This is a genomic window from Corallococcus sp. CA054B (genome assembly GCF_003611625.1).
GTDB classification, from domain to species: domain Bacteria; phylum Myxococcota; class Myxococcia; order Myxococcales; family Myxococcaceae; genus Corallococcus; species Corallococcus coralloides.
Map to the genome: position 1 here is coordinate 14358 of NZ_RAVY01000125.1, position 15754 is coordinate 30111.

Here is a 15754-nt window from a genome sequence, read left to right on the forward strand (position 1 = left end):
CACCTGCTCGGCCCCGGACATCACAAGGGTGCGCGACGGGGCGGACAGGGCGCTAGGTTTGGAGGCCCCATGGACCTCTTCGACCACGCCAGCCAGAAGGAACAGGCCGTCCTGGCGCCGCTCGCCGAGCGCATGCGCCCCACCTCGCTCAGCGAGTACCTGGGCCAGGAGCACCTCACTGGCGAGGGCCGCTTCCTGCGCCGCGTGCTGGAGAGCGACCAGGTGCCCAGCCTCATCCTCTGGGGCCCGCCGGGCACCGGCAAGACGACGCTCGCCCAGCTCATCGCGCGCTCCACTGGCGCCGCCTTCGAGACGATGTCCGCCGTGCTCGCGGGCGTGAAGGACATCCGCGAGACGGTGGCCCGCGCGCAGGACCGCTGGAAGCTGAACCGCCAGCGCACGCTGCTCTTCATCGACGAGATCCACCGCTTCAACAAGTCGCAGCAGGACGCCCTCCTGCCTCACGTGGAGAAGGGCACCGTCACGCTGATTGGCGCCACCACGGAGAACCCGTCCTTCGAGGTGAACGCCGCGCTCCTGTCCCGCTGCCGCGTCATCACCCTGCGCGGCCTGGAGCAGGAGGAGCTCATCGCCGTCATGCGCCACGCCGTCGCGGACCCTCGGGGCCTGGGCGGCAAGGTGGCCGTGGACGACGCGGCGCTGGAGTTCATCGCGGACGCGGCGGGCGGGGACGCGCGCAAGGCCCTCACCGCGCTGGAGGCCGCGGCGGCGTACGGCCGCACGGCGGTGGACCGCAAGGTGGCGGAGGAGGCGCTCCAGCAGAAGATGCTGCTCTACGACAAGGGCGGCGAGGAGCACTACAACGTCGTCAGCGCGTTCATCAAATCCATGCGCGGCAGCGACGTGGACGCCGCGCTGTACTGGATGACGCGCATGCTGGAGGCGGGCGAGGACCCCGTCTTCATCTTCCGCCGCATGGTCATCTTCGCGTCGGAGGACGTGGGCAACGCGGACCCGCGCGCGCTGGGCGTGGCGGTGGACGCGCTGAGGGCCTTCCAGCTCATGGGCCTGCCAGAGGGCACCCTGCCCCTCACCCAGGCCGTGACGTACCTGGCGCTCGCGCCCAAGTCGAACGCCGTCATCGCCGCGTACGCGGCCGTGCGCGAGGCCGTGACGAAGGAAGGCGCGCTGCCGGTGCCCATGCACCTGCGCAACGCGCCCACCAAGCTGATGAAGTCGCTGGGGTACGGCGGCGGGTACAAGTACCCGCACAACTTCGAGGGCAACTACGTCCCGGAGGACTACCTGCCCGAAGCGCTGCGCTCCCGCTGCTTCTACACCCCGACGCGCAACGGCTTCGAGGCGGAGCTGTCCGAGCGCTACGAAGCCATCCAGCAACAGCTCGCGGCCCGGAGAACCGAGCGCGAACCCGGGGAGGACGGCTGAACCGCCCTCCCGCGGGACTGCCTCAGGACACGGCTTCCAGCGCGGGACCGGGACCGCTGTCCGCGTCCGGGCCCTTGGGCGAGCGCGGCTTCATGCTGCGGCCGGCCACTTCGTACTGCTTGAGCAGGCGGCGGAAGTTGGAGCGGTCCACGCCGGCCGCGCGCGCCGCGCTGGACACGTTGTGGTTGTTCTTCTCCAGGAGCGCGGACAGGTAGCGGCGCTCGAAGGCGCGCATGGCCAGGCGCTTCGCCTGGGCGTACGGCAGGTGCGCCAGGCTGAACACCTCCACCGCCGAGTCGGCCTGGGGCGCGGCCTGGAAGCCGGGCGGCAGGTCCTCCACGTCGATGGCGTCGTTGGCCGTCAGCACCACCGCGCGCTCGATGACGTTCTCCAGCTCGCGCACGTTGCCCGTCCACCGGTTGCAGGTGAGGGCCTCCATGGCGCGCGGGCTGATGCCGGTGACCTTCTTGTCCGCCTTGGCGGCGTAGACCTTGAGGAAGTGGTGCGCGAGCAGCGGCACGTCCTCCGGGCGGTCGCGCAGGGGCGGTAGGTCGATGGTGATGACGTTGAGGCGATAGAAGAGGTCCTCGCGGAACTTGCCCTGCTCCTTCGCGCGGGACAGGTCCACGTGCGTGGCGGCGATGACGCGCACGTCCACCTTCACGGGCTCGTTGGCGCCCACGCGCTTGACCTCACCCTCCTGCAGGACGCGCAAGAGGCGCACCTGGGTGGCCGGGGGCACGTCGCCAATCTCGTCCAGGAAGATGGTGCCGCCGTCGGCCGCCTCGAAGAGGCCCTTCTTGTTGCCGGTGGCGCCGGTGAAGCTGCCCTTCACGTGGCCGAAGAGCTCGCTTTCCAAGAGCGTCTCCGTCAGGGCCGAACAGTTGACGGCGACGAAGGGCTTGTCGCGGCGCGCGCTGCGGTAGTGGATGGCGCGAGCGACCAGCTCCTTGCCCGTGCCGCTCTCACCCTGGATGAGCACCGTGGCGGTGGAGTGGCTGACCGTCTCCACCAGCTTGAACACGGCGCGCATCTGCGAGGACTGACCGATGAGGTCCTCGAACTGGCTGCGCGCGGTGAGCGCCTCCTCCAGCGCGCGGGTGCGGTCCTTCAGCGCCTTGCGCTCGGCGGCCTTGGCCACCGTGAGGCTCACCTCGTCGATGTTCTCGAAGGGCTTGGTGAGGTAGTCGTACGCACCCGCCTTCACCGCCTCCACCGCCGTCTCCACGGTGGCGAAGGCCGTCATCATGATGACCTCCACGTCCGGGCGGTCCGCCTTGATGGCGCGCAACAGGTCCATGCCGGAGAGGTGCGGCATCTTGATGTCGAGCACGACCACGTCGATGGACGGATCCTTCGCCGCCGCGAGCCCCTCCACCGCGTCGTCGATGGCAACGACCGGGTGTCCTTCCCGCTGGAGGATCTGGGTGACGGCCTTGAGGACGACGGAGTCGTCATCCACAACGAGGACCTTGGCGCGCTTGACTTGGTTCACGGCAACCTCTCGAGCTGCAGGGGAATAGGCAGGTAGACGGTGAAGCGGGAGCCCTGACCCACGTGGGTATCCACCTGGAAGGTGCCCCCGTGGTCCTGGACGATGCGATAGGCGATGGACAGCCCCAGGCCGGTGCCCTCGCCGGGCGGCTTGGTGGTGAAGGACGGCTCGAAGATGCGCGGCAGGTGCTTCTCTTCGATGCCCGAGCCGGTGTCCGTCACCGCGAAGAAGGTCCGGTCGCCCTCGCGCCCCGTCTCCAGGGACAGGCGCCCTTCCGCGTTGGGCAGCGCCTGGAGGCCGTTCTGCAGCAGGTTGAGCACCACCTGCGCGAGCGTGCCGGGATCGCCGTACACCTTGGGCAGCCCGTCCTTGAGGCCCAGCTTCAGCTCCACCTTGGGCATGGACTTGAGCTGCGCGCGGAAGAGGACCGCGGCGTCCTCCACGCACTTGGACAAGTCAAAGAGGCGGCGGTCCTCCACGCGGCTGTGCCGGCTGAACTTCAGCAGGCTCTCCACGATGCGCTTGCAGCGCAGCGCGCTCTCTTCAATCAGCTTCAGCGACTCCAGGTCGCTCTCGCTGCGGCCCGCGTCGCGGGACATCAGCTGCGCGAAGGCGAGGATGCCGCCCAGCGGGTTGTTGATTTCGTGCGCCACGCCGCCCGCGAGCTGGCCCACCGCGGCCATCTTCTCCGTCTCGATGAGCCGGCGCGTCATCGCCTGCTCCTCCGTGACGTCGCGGTAGGTGCACACCGCGCGGTCGTCACCGGCGAACGGGTACGCGGCCACCACGTAGCTGCGCCCGCCCTGCTGCACTTCCCCGCGCGCGCCCTTGCCCGTCTCCATGGCGGAGGGCAGCGGGCAGCCCGTGCACGGCGTGTCCCGGCCGAAGAGGTACTGGTGGCAGGGGACGTCCGAAGGCACCTCTTCGATGGAGCGGCGGGCCACCTGCGCGTAGGCCACGTTGGCCCGGCGCACCGCGAAGTCCCGCGCGCGCACCACCGCGAGCGGCGTCTCCATGCAGTCGAAGGACAGCTCCCACTCGCGCTTGGCCGTGGAGAGCAGGCGCGTGCGCAGCGCGACGCGCTCCTCCAGGTCCGCGTTGAGGTGCTTGAGCTCCGCGTTCTGCTCCTGGGTGACGCGGTAGAGCCGGTCATTCTCCGCGTGGAGCGCGTACTGCTCGAAGGCGCTCTTCACCGTGAGGACCAGGTGGCTGTCGTTCCAGGGCTTGGAGATGAAGCGGAAGATTTCGGAGCGGTTGATGGCCTCTTCGATGGCCTGCTGATCCGCCTGCCCCGTCAGCATGATGCGCTGGGCGCGCGGCGCCTGGAGCTTCACCTGGGTGAGGAACTCCACCCCGTTCATCCCCGGCATGCGGAAGTCGGAGATGACGACCTCCGGCTGGAAGCGCTCCAACGTGCGCAGGCCCGCTTCGGCGTCCGTCGCCGTCTCGATGTCCCACTCACCGCGCCGCAGCACCCGCCGGATGGACTTGAGGATGTTCTCCTCGTCGTCCACGAGCAGCAGCCGGCCGCGGGTGACCGGGTCCTGCGCCTGCGCTTGAGCTCCGAGGGTTCCCATGGACTTTCCGGAGTTCGACATTTGCAATGGCCTTGCCAAACCGGAGATTTGGATAAACCCCGGCAATCACGTCCTTTTTCAGTGACATGACAAAAAGGGGCAAGGTCATTGTAGACCCATGGGACCCATTGGGGTCAAACACGACTCAGGGTGTTTGACCCGCTGGGTCACCCAGCCCGCGAGGGCGGCGCGGAAAACAGGGGTGCGGGAGGGTGGAGGCAGATGCGGTCGCGACCCTCCCGCTTGGCCCGGTAGAGGGCCTCGTCGGCGGTGAGCAGCAGCTGCTCCGGCGCGAGGATGGCGCGGTGCGGGAAGCTGGAGACGCCCAGGGACGCGGTGACGCGCAGGGCGCCCTCCGGGCCCGCGTGCAACTCGTTGATTCCCTTGCGGATTCGCTCCGCCACGGTGAGGGCGCCGGGCAGGTGGGTGCAGGGCAGGAGGATGGCGAACTCCTCTCCTCCATAGCGGGCCACCAGGTCCGTCTCACGCACGCTGTGCTGGAGGGAGGCGGCCACCTCCCGGAGGACGCGGTCCCCTGCCCCGTGGCCGTGGGCGTCGTTGATGTTCTTGAAGTGGTCCAGGTCCACCAGGATGAGCGACAGGCTCTCGTCGTAGCGCTGCGAGCGGCGGAACTCCTCGCGCAGGCGCTCCTGGAAGTAACGGTGGTTGTGCACCTGGGTCAGCCCGTCCGTCACCGCCAGGCGCCGCAGCTCCTCTACCTGGGAGTGAAGCGACCTCAACCGGGAGTGCGTTTCCAGGCTCCGGTGGAGCCTCAAACGCAGCTCTTCGTCGTCCCAGGGGGTCAGAATTACCTCAGCCCCTCTGCGCAGCGCGGCCAGGCGCAGGGCGCGGTCCTGTGGAGGTGCAAGGACCACCACGGCGGGTCGGGACGCGGGTTGAGGTGGGGTGAGGGCCTCCAGGAGGCCTTGGGCCTGCGCCTCGTCGGGGCCGCCGGAGCAGAGCAGGACGCCGTCTACCTCCTGGGTCAGCCCCAGCGCCTCCGGCCCGGACCGGGCTACACGGAGCGCGAAGTCCTCCGGGCCGAGCGTGCGCACCAGCTGGGGCAGCAGTGCTTGCGAATCGTCCACGACCAGAAGCGTGTAGGGCTGGGATTTCACCGTGTCCCCATAAAATGATGACTACGCGGTACTATAAGGGTTTCCCGTGAGAAGGGCCAAGGGGTTTGCCAGCAAGGAGGCCCTCTGCTAGCGAGCGCGCGTTTCCTTCCCGACGGAACGCGCGCGACATGACGACCGTGGCCAAGTACCCGAGCATCAGCCTCTTCTTCCCCGCTTGGAACGAAGAGGACTACGTGGAGCGCGCGGTGAGCCGCGCACTGGAAGTGCTACCGAAGCTCACGGACGACTTCGAAATCATCGTCGTCAATGACGCCTCCACGGACCGGACCCAGGAGGTCTGCGACGCGCTGGCGGCGAAGGTGCCTCAGCTGCGGGTCATCACCCACCCGGTGAACCTGAAGCTGGGCGGGGCGATGCGCACGGGGCTGGCGGCGAGCACGAAGGACCTGGTGCTGTACTCGGACATCGACCTGCCGTGGGACATGCGCGAGCTGGAGCGGGCGCTGCACCTGATGGACTACCTGGAGGCGGACATGATCTGCGCCTTCCGGTTCGACCGCACGAGCGAGGGTGCCAAGCGCATCGTGTACTCGTTCGTCTACAACCTGCTCATCCGGGCGCTGTTCGACATCCAGATCAAGGACGTGAACTTCAGCTTCAAGCTGATGCGCCGGCAGGTGCTGGAGTCGATGGAGCTCCGGAGCCAGGGCTCGTTCATCGACGCGGAGCTGGTGGTGAAGGCCATCCGCAAGGGCTTCCGCGTGTTCCAGATGGGCGTGGACTACTTCCCGCGCACGCGCGGCATCTCCACGCTGGCGTCCCCGTCCGTCATCATGAAGATGGTGAGGGAGCTGGTGGCGCTGTACCCGGAGACGCGCTCGCCGTCGCCGCCGGTCAAGCCGGTGCGCCTGCCGCCGTCGGTGCAGCCGTTGCGTTCGGTGCAGGGCCAAGCGGGGCGCGGGTAGGACGGCCATGGCGTCGCGCACCCGCCTCATCGTCAACGCGGACGACCTGGGCCTGCACCCGTCGCTGGACGCGGGCATCCTCAAGGCGCACCGCGAGGGCATCGTGACCAGCGCGACGCTGCTGGCCATGGGCCCTTGCGCGGCGGAGGCCGTGGGATTGGCGAAGGCGCAGGGGCTGGCGGTGGGCGTGCACCTGGCGCTGTCCACGCGGCTTCCCTGCGCGGCCCCCGTGGAGGCCGTGCGGACGGTGGCCCCGGGCGGGCGGCTCATGGGCAACTGGGCGGAGTTCGCGAAGGCGTGGGTGATGGGGCGGGTACGGAGAGAGGAGCTGGAGCGGGAGCTGTCCGCGCAGCTTTCTCGCGCGCGGGAGCTGGGCGCGAAGGTGGACCACCTGGACGGGCACCAGCACCTGCACCTGCTGCCGGGGGTGCGGTCGGTGGTGGAGGGCATCGCCGCGCGCGAGGGCCTGCCCCTGCGGTGGCCGGATGCGCTGCCGCGTGCGTCGTGGCTGCGGGCTCCCGGGCCGGCGTTGAAGACGACGGTGCTGGCGGTGCTCGCGCGGACGGCGCCCCGGGCCCGGCCGGGCGTGCGGCGGGTGAGCGCGTGCGGCGTGTTCGAGGCGGGCCGGCTGGATGAGTCCGCGCTGCTCGCGGTGCTGGACTCGCTGCCGGCGGGGGACTTCGAGCTGGGGTGTCACCCTGGTGAGGGGGCTCCGCGGGTGCCGGAGGATCCGGCGTGGACCTATGGGTGGGAGGCGGAGCTCGCCGCGCTCACCAGTCCCCGGGTGAAGGCGAAGCTCGTGGAGCGGGGCATCACGCTCGCGAACTACGCTGAGCTTCAGCGGGCCTCGGCGTCGTAGAGCAGGTGCGGCGTGGTGTAGCCCTCGCCCAGGCCCACCACTTCGCGTACTTCAAAGCCCGCATCGCGAAGGAGCCGCACGCCGTCGACTCGTGGCTTGAGCACCATGCCGCCGCTGGCCTTGGTGCGCCCCAGGAGCGACACCATCACCCACTCCTGCGCGAGCGCCTTGGCGTGCTTCCAGGAACGGTCGCCCTCCACCTCCTTCAGGAGGAAGCGGCCTCCAGGCTTGAGCAGGCCGCGCACGGACTGGAGGAAGCCGGGCCACCGCTCATCGGGCAGCAGGTACAGCACGTCGCAGACGACCACCGCGTCGAGCGTGTTCGGTTGCGTCTTCGCGAGCGCTTCCACGGAGCCCACGTCCAGCGTCACGTTGGGCAGTCCTGACAGGGCCTGCCTCGCCCAGTGCACCTTGCGCTCGTCCAGGTCCACTCCGAGAACCCGGCGCTCTGGCACCGCGAGCGCCATCACCGCGGCCAGGAGACCGTGGCCACAGCCGATGTCCGCCACCGTCCCTGAGGGCAGGCGCGACGCCACCGCGAGCAGCGGGGCTGACGACGCCCGCGCGTGCACGTGGAAGCGCTCGCTCGCGGGCAGGCGCGCGTAGAGCTCCAGCGCCTGGGACATGAGCCCGCTCATGACGCGGCCTCCACGCTCGGGTCCGCTGCTCGTCCCATCCGTCCGCTCATGACACGTACTCCGCTGCTCCGAATGCCGCCGCCAGCGCCAGCATCACGCAGGCGCTGGTCGCTAGCACGCCCCACCTCATTCGCGGCCGTTCCTGGAGCAGCAGCGCCAGCGTGAGGAACAGCGGGAAGGCGGCCAGCAGGTAGCGCCCCATGCCCATGAAGTCCTTGCTGGATAGGGCGGGCAATCCCACGATGGCCAGCGTGTACACGCCATAGCCCCACCCCAGCCGCTTCGCCGTGGGCCACAACAGCGCGAGCGCCCCCACCGTGACGGCCGCGTGCCCCACCAGCCGGAAGCCGTCCGACAGGGACATCTCCCGGCTGAAGCCCTGGAACCAGCGCAGCTTCGCCCACGTGCGCCAGCCCGGCTTCTGGTCCCACCCCGGCGCGGACTGCACCTTCACGAACGCGAACGGCTCGCCGAACGCCTTCCACTGATAGAGCACGTACAGCACGAAGCCCGCCGCCGCGAACACCGGCAACAGGTCCATCAGGCTCCACTTCAGGCCGCGCTCGTGCTTCCACTCCAGCCGCCGCGCCAGCAGGCCCACCACCAGCGCGGGCGCCACCGGCCGCGCCGCCGTGGCCACCGCCGCGAGCAGCACCGCCCACCCCAGCTGCCCCCGCTCCAACAGCAGGAACGCCCCGATGATGAGCAACAGGAACAGCGCGTCCGAATACATGGCCCCGTAGAGGAAGAACGCGAACGGATAGAACGCCAGCAAGAGCCCCGCGTTCCTCGCCGCCTCTTCATCCGCCCGCGTGCGCGCCCACAGCGTGAAGACGTACAGCGCGCCCAGGCCGCACAGCATGGTGACGAGCACGCCCGCGAGGAACGTATCCACCTGCAAGAGGCCCAGGCCGCGCAGCACCAACGGGTACAGCGGGAAGAACGCCACCGGGCTCTGCTGGCCGGGCGTGTAGCTGTAGCCCGCCGTCGCGATGTGCGCGTACCAACCGGCGTCGAAGTGCGTCCAGCCCAGGAGGATGGGAGCGCCCGGCCACGTCAGCCGCGCGGGGCTGTAGCCCTGCGGGAACGCAATCGCGGACAGCGTTACCAGCGCGGTGCACACCGCCAGGGCCGCGAGCCCTGCGGTCAGAACAACACGAGGAGCGGAACGGACCATGTGGGCCATGCCCCTTGGTCCAGAACCGCCCCTCGCGTCAAGTCAGGCCCGGAAACGAGGAGAAGACCGTTTGAGGTCCCCTCACCGCCCGGTGCGTCATGCGCTCAGGACTCGTAGAAGCCCTTGCCGGCGCGCACCTTCTCCACCAGCAGCGGCGCGGGCGTGAAGCGCTCGCCGTACTTGTCCTGGTAGTGCTCCAGCTTGCGCAGCAGGTTGGCCGGGCCCAGGGCGTCCGCGTACCGGAATGGGCCGCCCAGGAACGGCGGGAAGCCCAGGCCGAAGATGGCGCCCACGTCGCCGTCGCGCGCGCTGCGCAGGACGCCTTCACCCAGGCAGCGGATGGCCTCGTTCACCATCTGCAGCGCGACGCGCTCGGCCATCTCCGCGGCATCCAGGGACTTGCGGTCCTTGCCGTGCGGCAGGAGCAGGTAGACCTGCGGGTCCACCTCCTTCTTCTTCCCGTTCTCGTACAGGTAGAAGCCCTTGTTCGTCTTGCGGCCCAGGCGGCCGTCGGACACCACGCCCTCCAGCGCCTTGGGCGCCGCCATGCGCTTGCCGAACGCGGCCTCCATGATGGGGCCCACCTTCTGGGCCACGTCGATGCCCACCTCGTCCAACAACGTGATGGGACCCACCGGGAAGCCGAAGTCCACCAGCGCCTTGTCCAGTTGGACGATGTCCGCGCCTTCCGCCAGCAGGTACGCGGCCTCGTTCATGTACGGCGCGAGGATGCGCGACGTGTAGAAGCCCGGCCCGTCGTTGACGACGATGACCGTCTTGCCCTGCTTCTTGCCCACGTCCACGCAGGTGGCCGTCACCCACTCCGCGGTGCCCGGGTGCGTGATGATCTCCAGCAGCGGCATTTTGTGGACCGGGCTGAAGTAGTGCATGCCAATCACCTGCGAGGGGCGCTTGCTGCCCTTCGCCAGCTCGCCAATGGGCAGGCTGGAGGTGTTGGACGCGAAGATGGTGTTCTCGCCGGTGACGGCCTCCACCTCCGCGATGACCTGGTGCTTGAGCTTCAGGTCCTCGAAGACCGCTTCAATCACCAGGTCCACCGACTTGAAGCCGCTGTAGTCCGTGCCCGCGGTGATGTTGGACAGCTTCGCGTTGGACTCCAGCCGGGTGAGCGAGCGGCGCTTCACGCGCTCATCCAGCACCGTCTGCACCTGCTTGAGCGCGCGGCCCGCGCCCGCGTCGTCCCGGTCCTTCACGCGCACGGGCACGCCCTGGAGCACGCCGGCCACGTAGGCGATGCCGCCGCCCATGAGGCCGCCGCCCAGCACGCCCACCTTCTTCACCTCGCGCGGCTTCAGGTTGGGGTTGGAGGTGCCGTTCTCCTTCTTCAGCGCCGTGGTGGCGAAGAAGATTTCGACCAGGCGCCGCGACACGTCCGTGAACACCAGCTCGCCGAAGGCCTTCGCCTCCGCGTCCAGGCCCGCCTTGCGGCCGGACTCCAGGCCCACGCGGATGACCTGCAGCGCCTTCTCCTGCGCGGGGTACTTGCCGCGCGTCTTCTTCAGGAGCTGCTTCTTCGCCTGGTCGAACATCACCTTGCGGCCGAGCGGGTTGTCCTCCAGCGCCGCCTCCTTCCACAGGTCCTTGTTGATGAGCCCCTGGAAGATGCCGGCGATGCCCTTCTTCTTGCCGCTCTGGGCCACGGCCTTGAAGCCCTGGTGCGAGCGCTCCACCTTGAGCGTGCCCGCCGCCAGCTCCGCCGCGCGCTTGAGCGCGATGTCCTTGAGCATGGGCACCGGCACGACTTCATCCACGATGCCCAGCTTCTTCGCCTTGGACGGCTTGACGTTCTTGCCGGTGAGGATGAGGTCCAGCGCGGCCTCCGCGCCAATCAGCGCGGGCAGCCGCTGCGTGCCGCCAGCCCCGGGGATGAGGCCCAGCTGCGTCTCCGGCAGGCCCACCACCGACTTGGGGCTGTCCGTGACGATGCGGTAGTGGCACGCGAGCACCCACTCCAGGCCGCCGCCCAGGCACGCGCCGTGGATGGCCGCGACGACCGGCTTGGAGAAGGCCTCCAGCCGGTCGAACTGCTCGTGCGCGCCGCGGCTGATGGCCTCCACGTCCGCGGGCGTCTTCAGGGTCTGAAGGAAGTCGATGTTCGCGCCGGCGACGAAGTTGTCCTTCTTGCCGGAGATGAAGACGACGGCCTTCACCTCCGGGTCCCGCTCCGCCTGCACGAGCAGCTCCGAGAACGCGGTGCCCACGTCCGGGGACAGCGTGTTCACCGGCGCGCCCGGCTGGTCCACGGTGATGACCGCGACGCCGTTCGTGACGTCGTAGCTCAAGCCCTGCTTCGCTTCGACTGCCTCTTGCTTGGTCGCCATCACGCACGCTCCAGGATGACCGCGGCGCCCAGGCCACCCGCGGCGCAGACGGTGCACAACACCGTGTTCTTGTTCCGACGCTTCAGCTCATTGAGGGCCTGCGTGATGATGCGCGCGCCCGTGGCACCGAACGGGTGCCCGATGGAGATGGAGCCGCCCGTCACGTTCAGGATGGACCGGTCCACCTCGCCCACCGGCGCGTTGAAGCCCGCCTTCTTCGCGAACTCCTTGGACGCGAGCGCCTGGAGGTTGCTCGCCACCTGCGCGGCGAAGGCCTCGTGCATCTCCACCAGGTCGATGTCCCCGAGCTTCATCCCCGCGCGCTTGAGCGCCACGGGCGCCGCGTACGCCGGGCCCTGGAGCAGCTGGTCGCCCGGGTCCGTGGCGGCGAACGCGTGCGAGCGCAGGAAGCCCAGCGGCTCGTAGCCCAGCGCCTTCGCCTTCTCCTCGCTCATCAGCAAGAGCGCCGCGGCGCCGTCCGTCAGCGGGGACGCGTTGCCGGCGGTGACGCTGCCATAGCGGCGGTCGAACACCGGCTTGAGCTTGGCGAGCGCCTCCAGGCTGGTGTCCTCGCGCACGATGTTGTCCTTCGTGGCGATCTGCTCGTACTTCGGCGGCACGGTGACGTGCATCACCTCGCCGTCGAACAGGCCCTCCTTCCACGCGCGGGCCGCGTTCTGGTGCGAGTTGAACGCGATGAGGTCCTGCTCCTCGCGGGTGATGCCGTTCTCCTTGGCCATCTTCTCCGCGCTCTCGCCCATGGTCTCGCCGGTGGAGTACTCGGCGATGGCGGGGGGCACGGGGATGAGGTCCTTGGCCTTGAGCTTCTGGAAGGGCTTGAGCTTGTCCGGCAGGCTCTTGCCCTTGGACGACGCGGCCAGCGCGTGCGCCAGCGGGCGGCTGGTGAAGATGGGCGCGTCGGACAGGGACTCGGTGCCGCCGGTGATGACGACTTCCGCGTCGCCCAGCGCGATGGCGTTGGCGCCCGCCACCATGGACTGGATGGACGTGGCGCAGGCGCGCGCCACCGTGAAGGCGTCAATGCGCTTGGGCAGGCCCGCCGCCAGCACCACCTCACGCGCGATGGACGGCGCGGTCAGCGTGGGGATGACCTGTCCGAAGACGACCTGGTTGATTTCGTTGGGGTCCAGGTCGCTGCGCTGCACCAGCTCCTGGACCACCATCCGGCCCAGGTCCAGCGCCGTCAGGTTCGCGAAGACGGTGCCCGCCTTCGCGAACGGCGTCCGCAGTCCGCGAACGATGGCCACCCGCCGGTGGCCGTTGCGCTTCTCGCTTGCCATGTGTGCCTCACCCTCTGTGAAACGAGTGAGGCGCTTCTAACGGCGGGCAATGCACCGCGTCAATGTCGGATTGATTCTTGAGTCAACTGCTCGCCAGTCGGGCGGGCGGGGGATTGTTCAGCCGAGCGTGCCCTGGCGGAGGGCGGCGCCGTGCTTGTGGACGGCCTCCACGAGGAACTTCGCGGCGTCCGGGTCGGTGGGCGGGAGGATGCCGTGGCCCAGGTTGAAGATGTGCCCGGTGGGGCCGGCGCGGCGGAGGATGTCCTTCACACGACCGTCCAGCTCCTCGCGAGGCAGGAAGAGGTGGAGCGGATCCAGGTTGCCCTGGGTGGCCACGTCCGGCCCGAGGATGCGCCGGCCCTCGTCCACGGGGCAGCGCCAGTCCAGGCCGATGACGTCCGCTCCGGTGCGCTTCAGGAGCGGCAGGTGCGGGGTCATGTTCACGCCGAAGAGGATGACGGGGACGCCGGTGGCCTTGAGCTCCGTCACCATGCGGGTGAGGTACGGGAGGCTGAAGCGTTCGAAGTCCCAGGGGGACAGCTCGCCGCCCCAGGAGTCGAAGATCTGGACGATGCTGGCGCCGGCCTCCACCTGCATCTTGAGGTACGGGATGAGGGTGTCGGTGAGCTTCTGGAAGAGGCGGTGGGCCACTTCGGGCTGCTCGAAGAGCAGGCGCTTGATCTGGATGTAGCTCTTGGAGCCGCCGCCCTCGACCATGTACGCGGCCAGGGTGAAGGGCGCGCCCGCGAAGCCGATGACGGGCACGGAGTCGTTGATGGCCTTGCGCGTGCGGCGGATGGCCTCGGCGACGAAGCCGGTGCCTTCGACGGGGTCGGGAACGCCGAGCTTGTCGATGTCCGCGGGCGTACGCAGCGGGTTGGGGAAGTGGGGGCCCTTGTCGCCCAGCTCCAGGTGGATGCCCATGGCCTCCACGGGGATGAGGATGTCGGAGAAGATGATGGCCGCGTCCACGCCCAGGCGGGTGATGGGCTGGACGGTGACTTCGGCGGCCAGGTCCGGGTTCTTGCAGAGGTCCAGGAACGCGATGTTGCCGCGGATGGCGCGGTACTCGGGCAGGTAGCGGCCCGCCTGACGCATCAGCCACACGGGGGTGGTGTCAGTGGGCTGGCGGCGCGCCGTGCGCAGGAGTCGGTCGTTCACGTCGTCACCTTCGAGGGGCGGGAGGGAATCACGGGCTTCACGGACCGGGGTGTACCCTATCTTCATGACCCGGTTGAACCGCTTCGTTCCGAGCCTGCTCGCGCTCGCATGCATGGCCTGCGCGGCGGGGCGGACGGCTGCTCCTGTCCGGCCACAGTGGCCGCTGCCTCAGGAGTTGGTCCGCTGGGAGCCGGTTCCCGGGGCGAGCGTCGTGGCGCCTCGGGTGCCTCCTGGAGCACCTCGGGTCGACCCTACAGGGGTCTATTCCGGATGTAAGGACATCAACCCCGCTGACGTAGCCCGCATCGAGCCCCAGGCCACGGCCTACGTCACCTGCTCGTGGTACCAGTTGGACTTGGGCCGACAGCTCAACATCGACCTGGCCACCAATGTCTATGGACTCCACGCGTCGTCAGAAGAGAAGCGTGAGCAACTCCGAGTGACGCTGATCCAGCGATACGGCATTTCAGAGAAGGAGCTCACCCGGTTACCCGCCCCCTGGTACGGGTGGGAATGGCGCAAGAGCGTTCAAGAGTGGCTTGTGCCTCCAAAAGAGAAGCCAGACGGTCCGGGAGAGCTGCTCCGAGACCGCTGGATCGTCGCGGGGACAAGCCTCGTCTTCCTTCAGGTCGTCTCCGCCGAGGCTGACCCGTTCCCCGAGGGCGAAGCCTTCCTCGATTCGCTACGGGTCACTGACCTGAAGTGACGATTCAGCCGCCGTCCCGTCCGCCGTGGTCGTCGCTGCCGCCGTCGTCGTCTCCACCGCCGTCGTCATCCGCGGGCAGCGTGATGGGCTGGAGCCGCTCCTCGCCTTCACGGACGCAGACCTCCGCCTCCACGTCCTCCAGGTCGTCGGCCTTGACCTCCAGCGCGTAGCAGCCCGCGGGCAGCGGTCCCAGGCGCACCTCGCCGCTGCTCGTGTCCACCTTCGCGCGGTCTTCTCCCGTGCCCCGCAGCTCCACCTCGACGTCGGGTGGGATGGCGCCCTGCTCGTCCCGCACCCTTACGGTGAGGAAGGCCCCGGGCTTCCCCTGGATGTCGCCCACGTCGGTGACCTGGGCGCCTTGCGCCAGCACGGGCGTCCTCGCCGCCTTCGTGCGTGAGGCGACCACGTACAACTCCAACGACGTCGCAGGCACGCCGTCCAGTTCGAAGCGGCCATCCGCGGCCACCGTCGCGCGCAGCTCCTCATGGCCCAGCACGCTGACGCGCGCCACGCCGGACTCCGCTCCCAGCACGCGGCCTCGCACGGTGCCCGTGCGCAGGTCTCCGTTGTCGAATCCACCACAGCCCACGAGCGCCAGCACCAGCGCTCCGCCGCATGTCCTGGCTCGCATCAGAAGCGGTACCCTCCGGCCAGCATCAGGCCTCCAAAGCCCACCGTGCGCGTCTGCCCGTCCACCGGGACGTAGGCCCACAACGCCTGCGCTCGCGCCTCCACCATCCATGCCGGGCTGAAGCGGAACGACAGCGCGGCCATCCATCCCGGCCAGGCCGTGACGTACTGCTCGTTCCTGTCCAACAGCTCCAACTGGAAGGAGCGCTGCAACCACAAGCCGGCCACGCGCGGACCGGTGGACAGGCCCAATCGCCCCCACGTCCACGTGGGACCCACCGCCACGCCCACGAGCAGCGTGCGGTGCCGCACCGGCACATCTCCGCCTGGATCCAACCGCAGCGACTGACGCCCCTGCCCCGCCGCCACGTCCACCCAGAGGTCCAGCTTCCCGTCCAGGAGCACGCCCTCCCAGCC

13 protein-coding genes and 1 pseudogene are annotated in these 15754 nt (G+C 69.2%); 4 read left to right on the top strand and 10 right to left on the bottom strand.

Annotated features, from left to right (window positions below; genetic code table 11):
- The first annotated feature begins 69 nt into the window (after window positions 1–69).
- A complete protein-coding gene (locus tag D7V80_RS26595; protein WP_014395038.1) occupies window positions 70–1407 on the top strand; it encodes a replication-associated recombination protein A in 1338 nt (445 codons plus the stop codon).
- Between the two features lie 22 nt (window positions 1408–1429).
- Here D7V80_RS26595 and D7V80_RS26600 read toward each other — a convergent pair whose 3' ends face one another.
- The 3 genes from D7V80_RS26600 to D7V80_RS26610 all read right to left on the bottom strand — a co-directional run bounded on the left by D7V80_RS26600 (window position 1430) and on the right by D7V80_RS26610 (window position 5597).
- Window positions 1430–2902 carry a sigma-54 dependent transcriptional regulator gene (locus D7V80_RS26600; RefSeq protein ID WP_120590823.1) on the bottom strand — a complete coding sequence of 491 codons (1473 nt, stop codon included), beginning with the start codon at window positions 2900–2902 and terminating at the stop codon, window positions 1430–1432.
- Window positions 2899–4479, bottom strand: a complete 1581-nt coding sequence (locus tag D7V80_RS26605; protein WP_120590824.1) for an ATP-binding protein — start codon at window positions 4477–4479, stop codon at window positions 2899–2901. Before D7V80_RS26605 ends, D7V80_RS26600 begins: the two co-directional genes overlap by 4 nt.
- Before the next feature lie 167 nt (window positions 4480–4646).
- Window positions 4647–5597, bottom strand: coding sequence for a diguanylate cyclase (locus D7V80_RS26610; RefSeq protein WP_120590825.1), 951 nt, complete (start codon window positions 5595–5597; stop codon window positions 4647–4649).
- A gap of 137 nt (window positions 5598–5734) precedes the next feature.
- On the opposite strand from D7V80_RS26610, the gene D7V80_RS26615 reads away from it, so the two are divergent.
- Both D7V80_RS26615 and D7V80_RS26620 read left to right on the top strand, forming a co-directional pair.
- Window positions 5735–6523, top strand: coding sequence for a glycosyltransferase family 2 protein (locus tag D7V80_RS26615; RefSeq protein WP_120590834.1), 789 nt, complete (start codon window positions 5735–5737; stop codon window positions 6521–6523).
- 7 nt (window positions 6524–6530) lie between these two features.
- Window positions 6531–7382 carry a ChbG/HpnK family deacetylase gene (locus tag D7V80_RS26620; RefSeq protein ID WP_120590826.1) on the top strand — a complete coding sequence of 284 codons (852 nt, stop codon included), beginning with the start codon at window positions 6531–6533 and terminating at the stop codon, window positions 7380–7382.
- Here the strand turns inward: D7V80_RS26620 and D7V80_RS26625 are convergent.
- The 5 genes from D7V80_RS26625 to hemE form a co-directional block, all read right to left on the bottom strand.
- The gene (locus D7V80_RS26625; RefSeq protein WP_120590827.1) at window positions 7361–8020 is read right to left on the bottom strand and encodes a class I SAM-dependent methyltransferase; all 660 of its coding nucleotides are present in this window, start codon (window positions 8018–8020) and stop codon (window positions 7361–7363) included. The genes D7V80_RS26620 and D7V80_RS26625 overlap by 22 nt on opposite strands.
- A 46-nt stretch (window positions 8021–8066) precedes the next feature.
- Window positions 8067–9197: a mannosyltransferase family protein gene (locus D7V80_RS26630; protein WP_120590835.1), complete on the bottom strand. Its 1131-nt coding sequence runs from the start codon at window positions 9195–9197 to the stop codon at window positions 8067–8069.
- 104 nt (window positions 9198–9301) lie between these two features.
- Window positions 9302–11539, bottom strand: a complete 2238-nt coding sequence (fadJ, locus tag D7V80_RS26635; protein WP_120590828.1) for a fatty acid oxidation complex subunit alpha FadJ — start codon at window positions 11537–11539, stop codon at window positions 9302–9304.
- Window positions 11539–12840: an acetyl-CoA C-acyltransferase FadI gene (fadI, locus tag D7V80_RS26640; protein ID WP_120590829.1), complete on the bottom strand. Its 1302-nt coding sequence runs from the start codon at window positions 12838–12840 to the stop codon at window positions 11539–11541. Before fadI ends, fadJ begins: the two co-directional genes overlap by 1 nt.
- 117 nt (window positions 12841–12957) lie before the next feature.
- Window positions 12958–14001, bottom strand: a complete 1044-nt coding sequence (gene hemE, locus D7V80_RS26645) for a uroporphyrinogen decarboxylase (RefSeq protein WP_043322836.1) — start codon at window positions 13999–14001, stop codon at window positions 12958–12960.
- Between the two features lie 355 nt (window positions 14002–14356).
- Here hemE and D7V80_RS41500 point away from each other — a divergent pair, with 355 nt between their 5' ends.
- A complete protein-coding gene (locus D7V80_RS41500; RefSeq protein ID WP_147447221.1) occupies window positions 14357–14707 on the top strand; it encodes a hypothetical protein in 351 nt (116 codons plus the stop codon).
- Window positions 14708–14711: 4 nt separating this feature from the next.
- Here D7V80_RS41500 and D7V80_RS26655 read toward each other — a convergent pair whose 3' ends face one another.
- On the bottom strand, window positions 14712–15338 hold the full coding sequence (locus D7V80_RS26655) for a carboxypeptidase-like regulatory domain-containing protein (RefSeq protein WP_120590831.1): 627 nt from the start codon (window positions 15336–15338) through the stop codon (window positions 14712–14714).
- Window positions 15338–15754, bottom strand: a pseudogene (locus D7V80_RS26660) (caspase family protein); the annotation flags it as partial. The pseudogene D7V80_RS26660 and the gene D7V80_RS26655, both read right to left, overlap by 1 nt.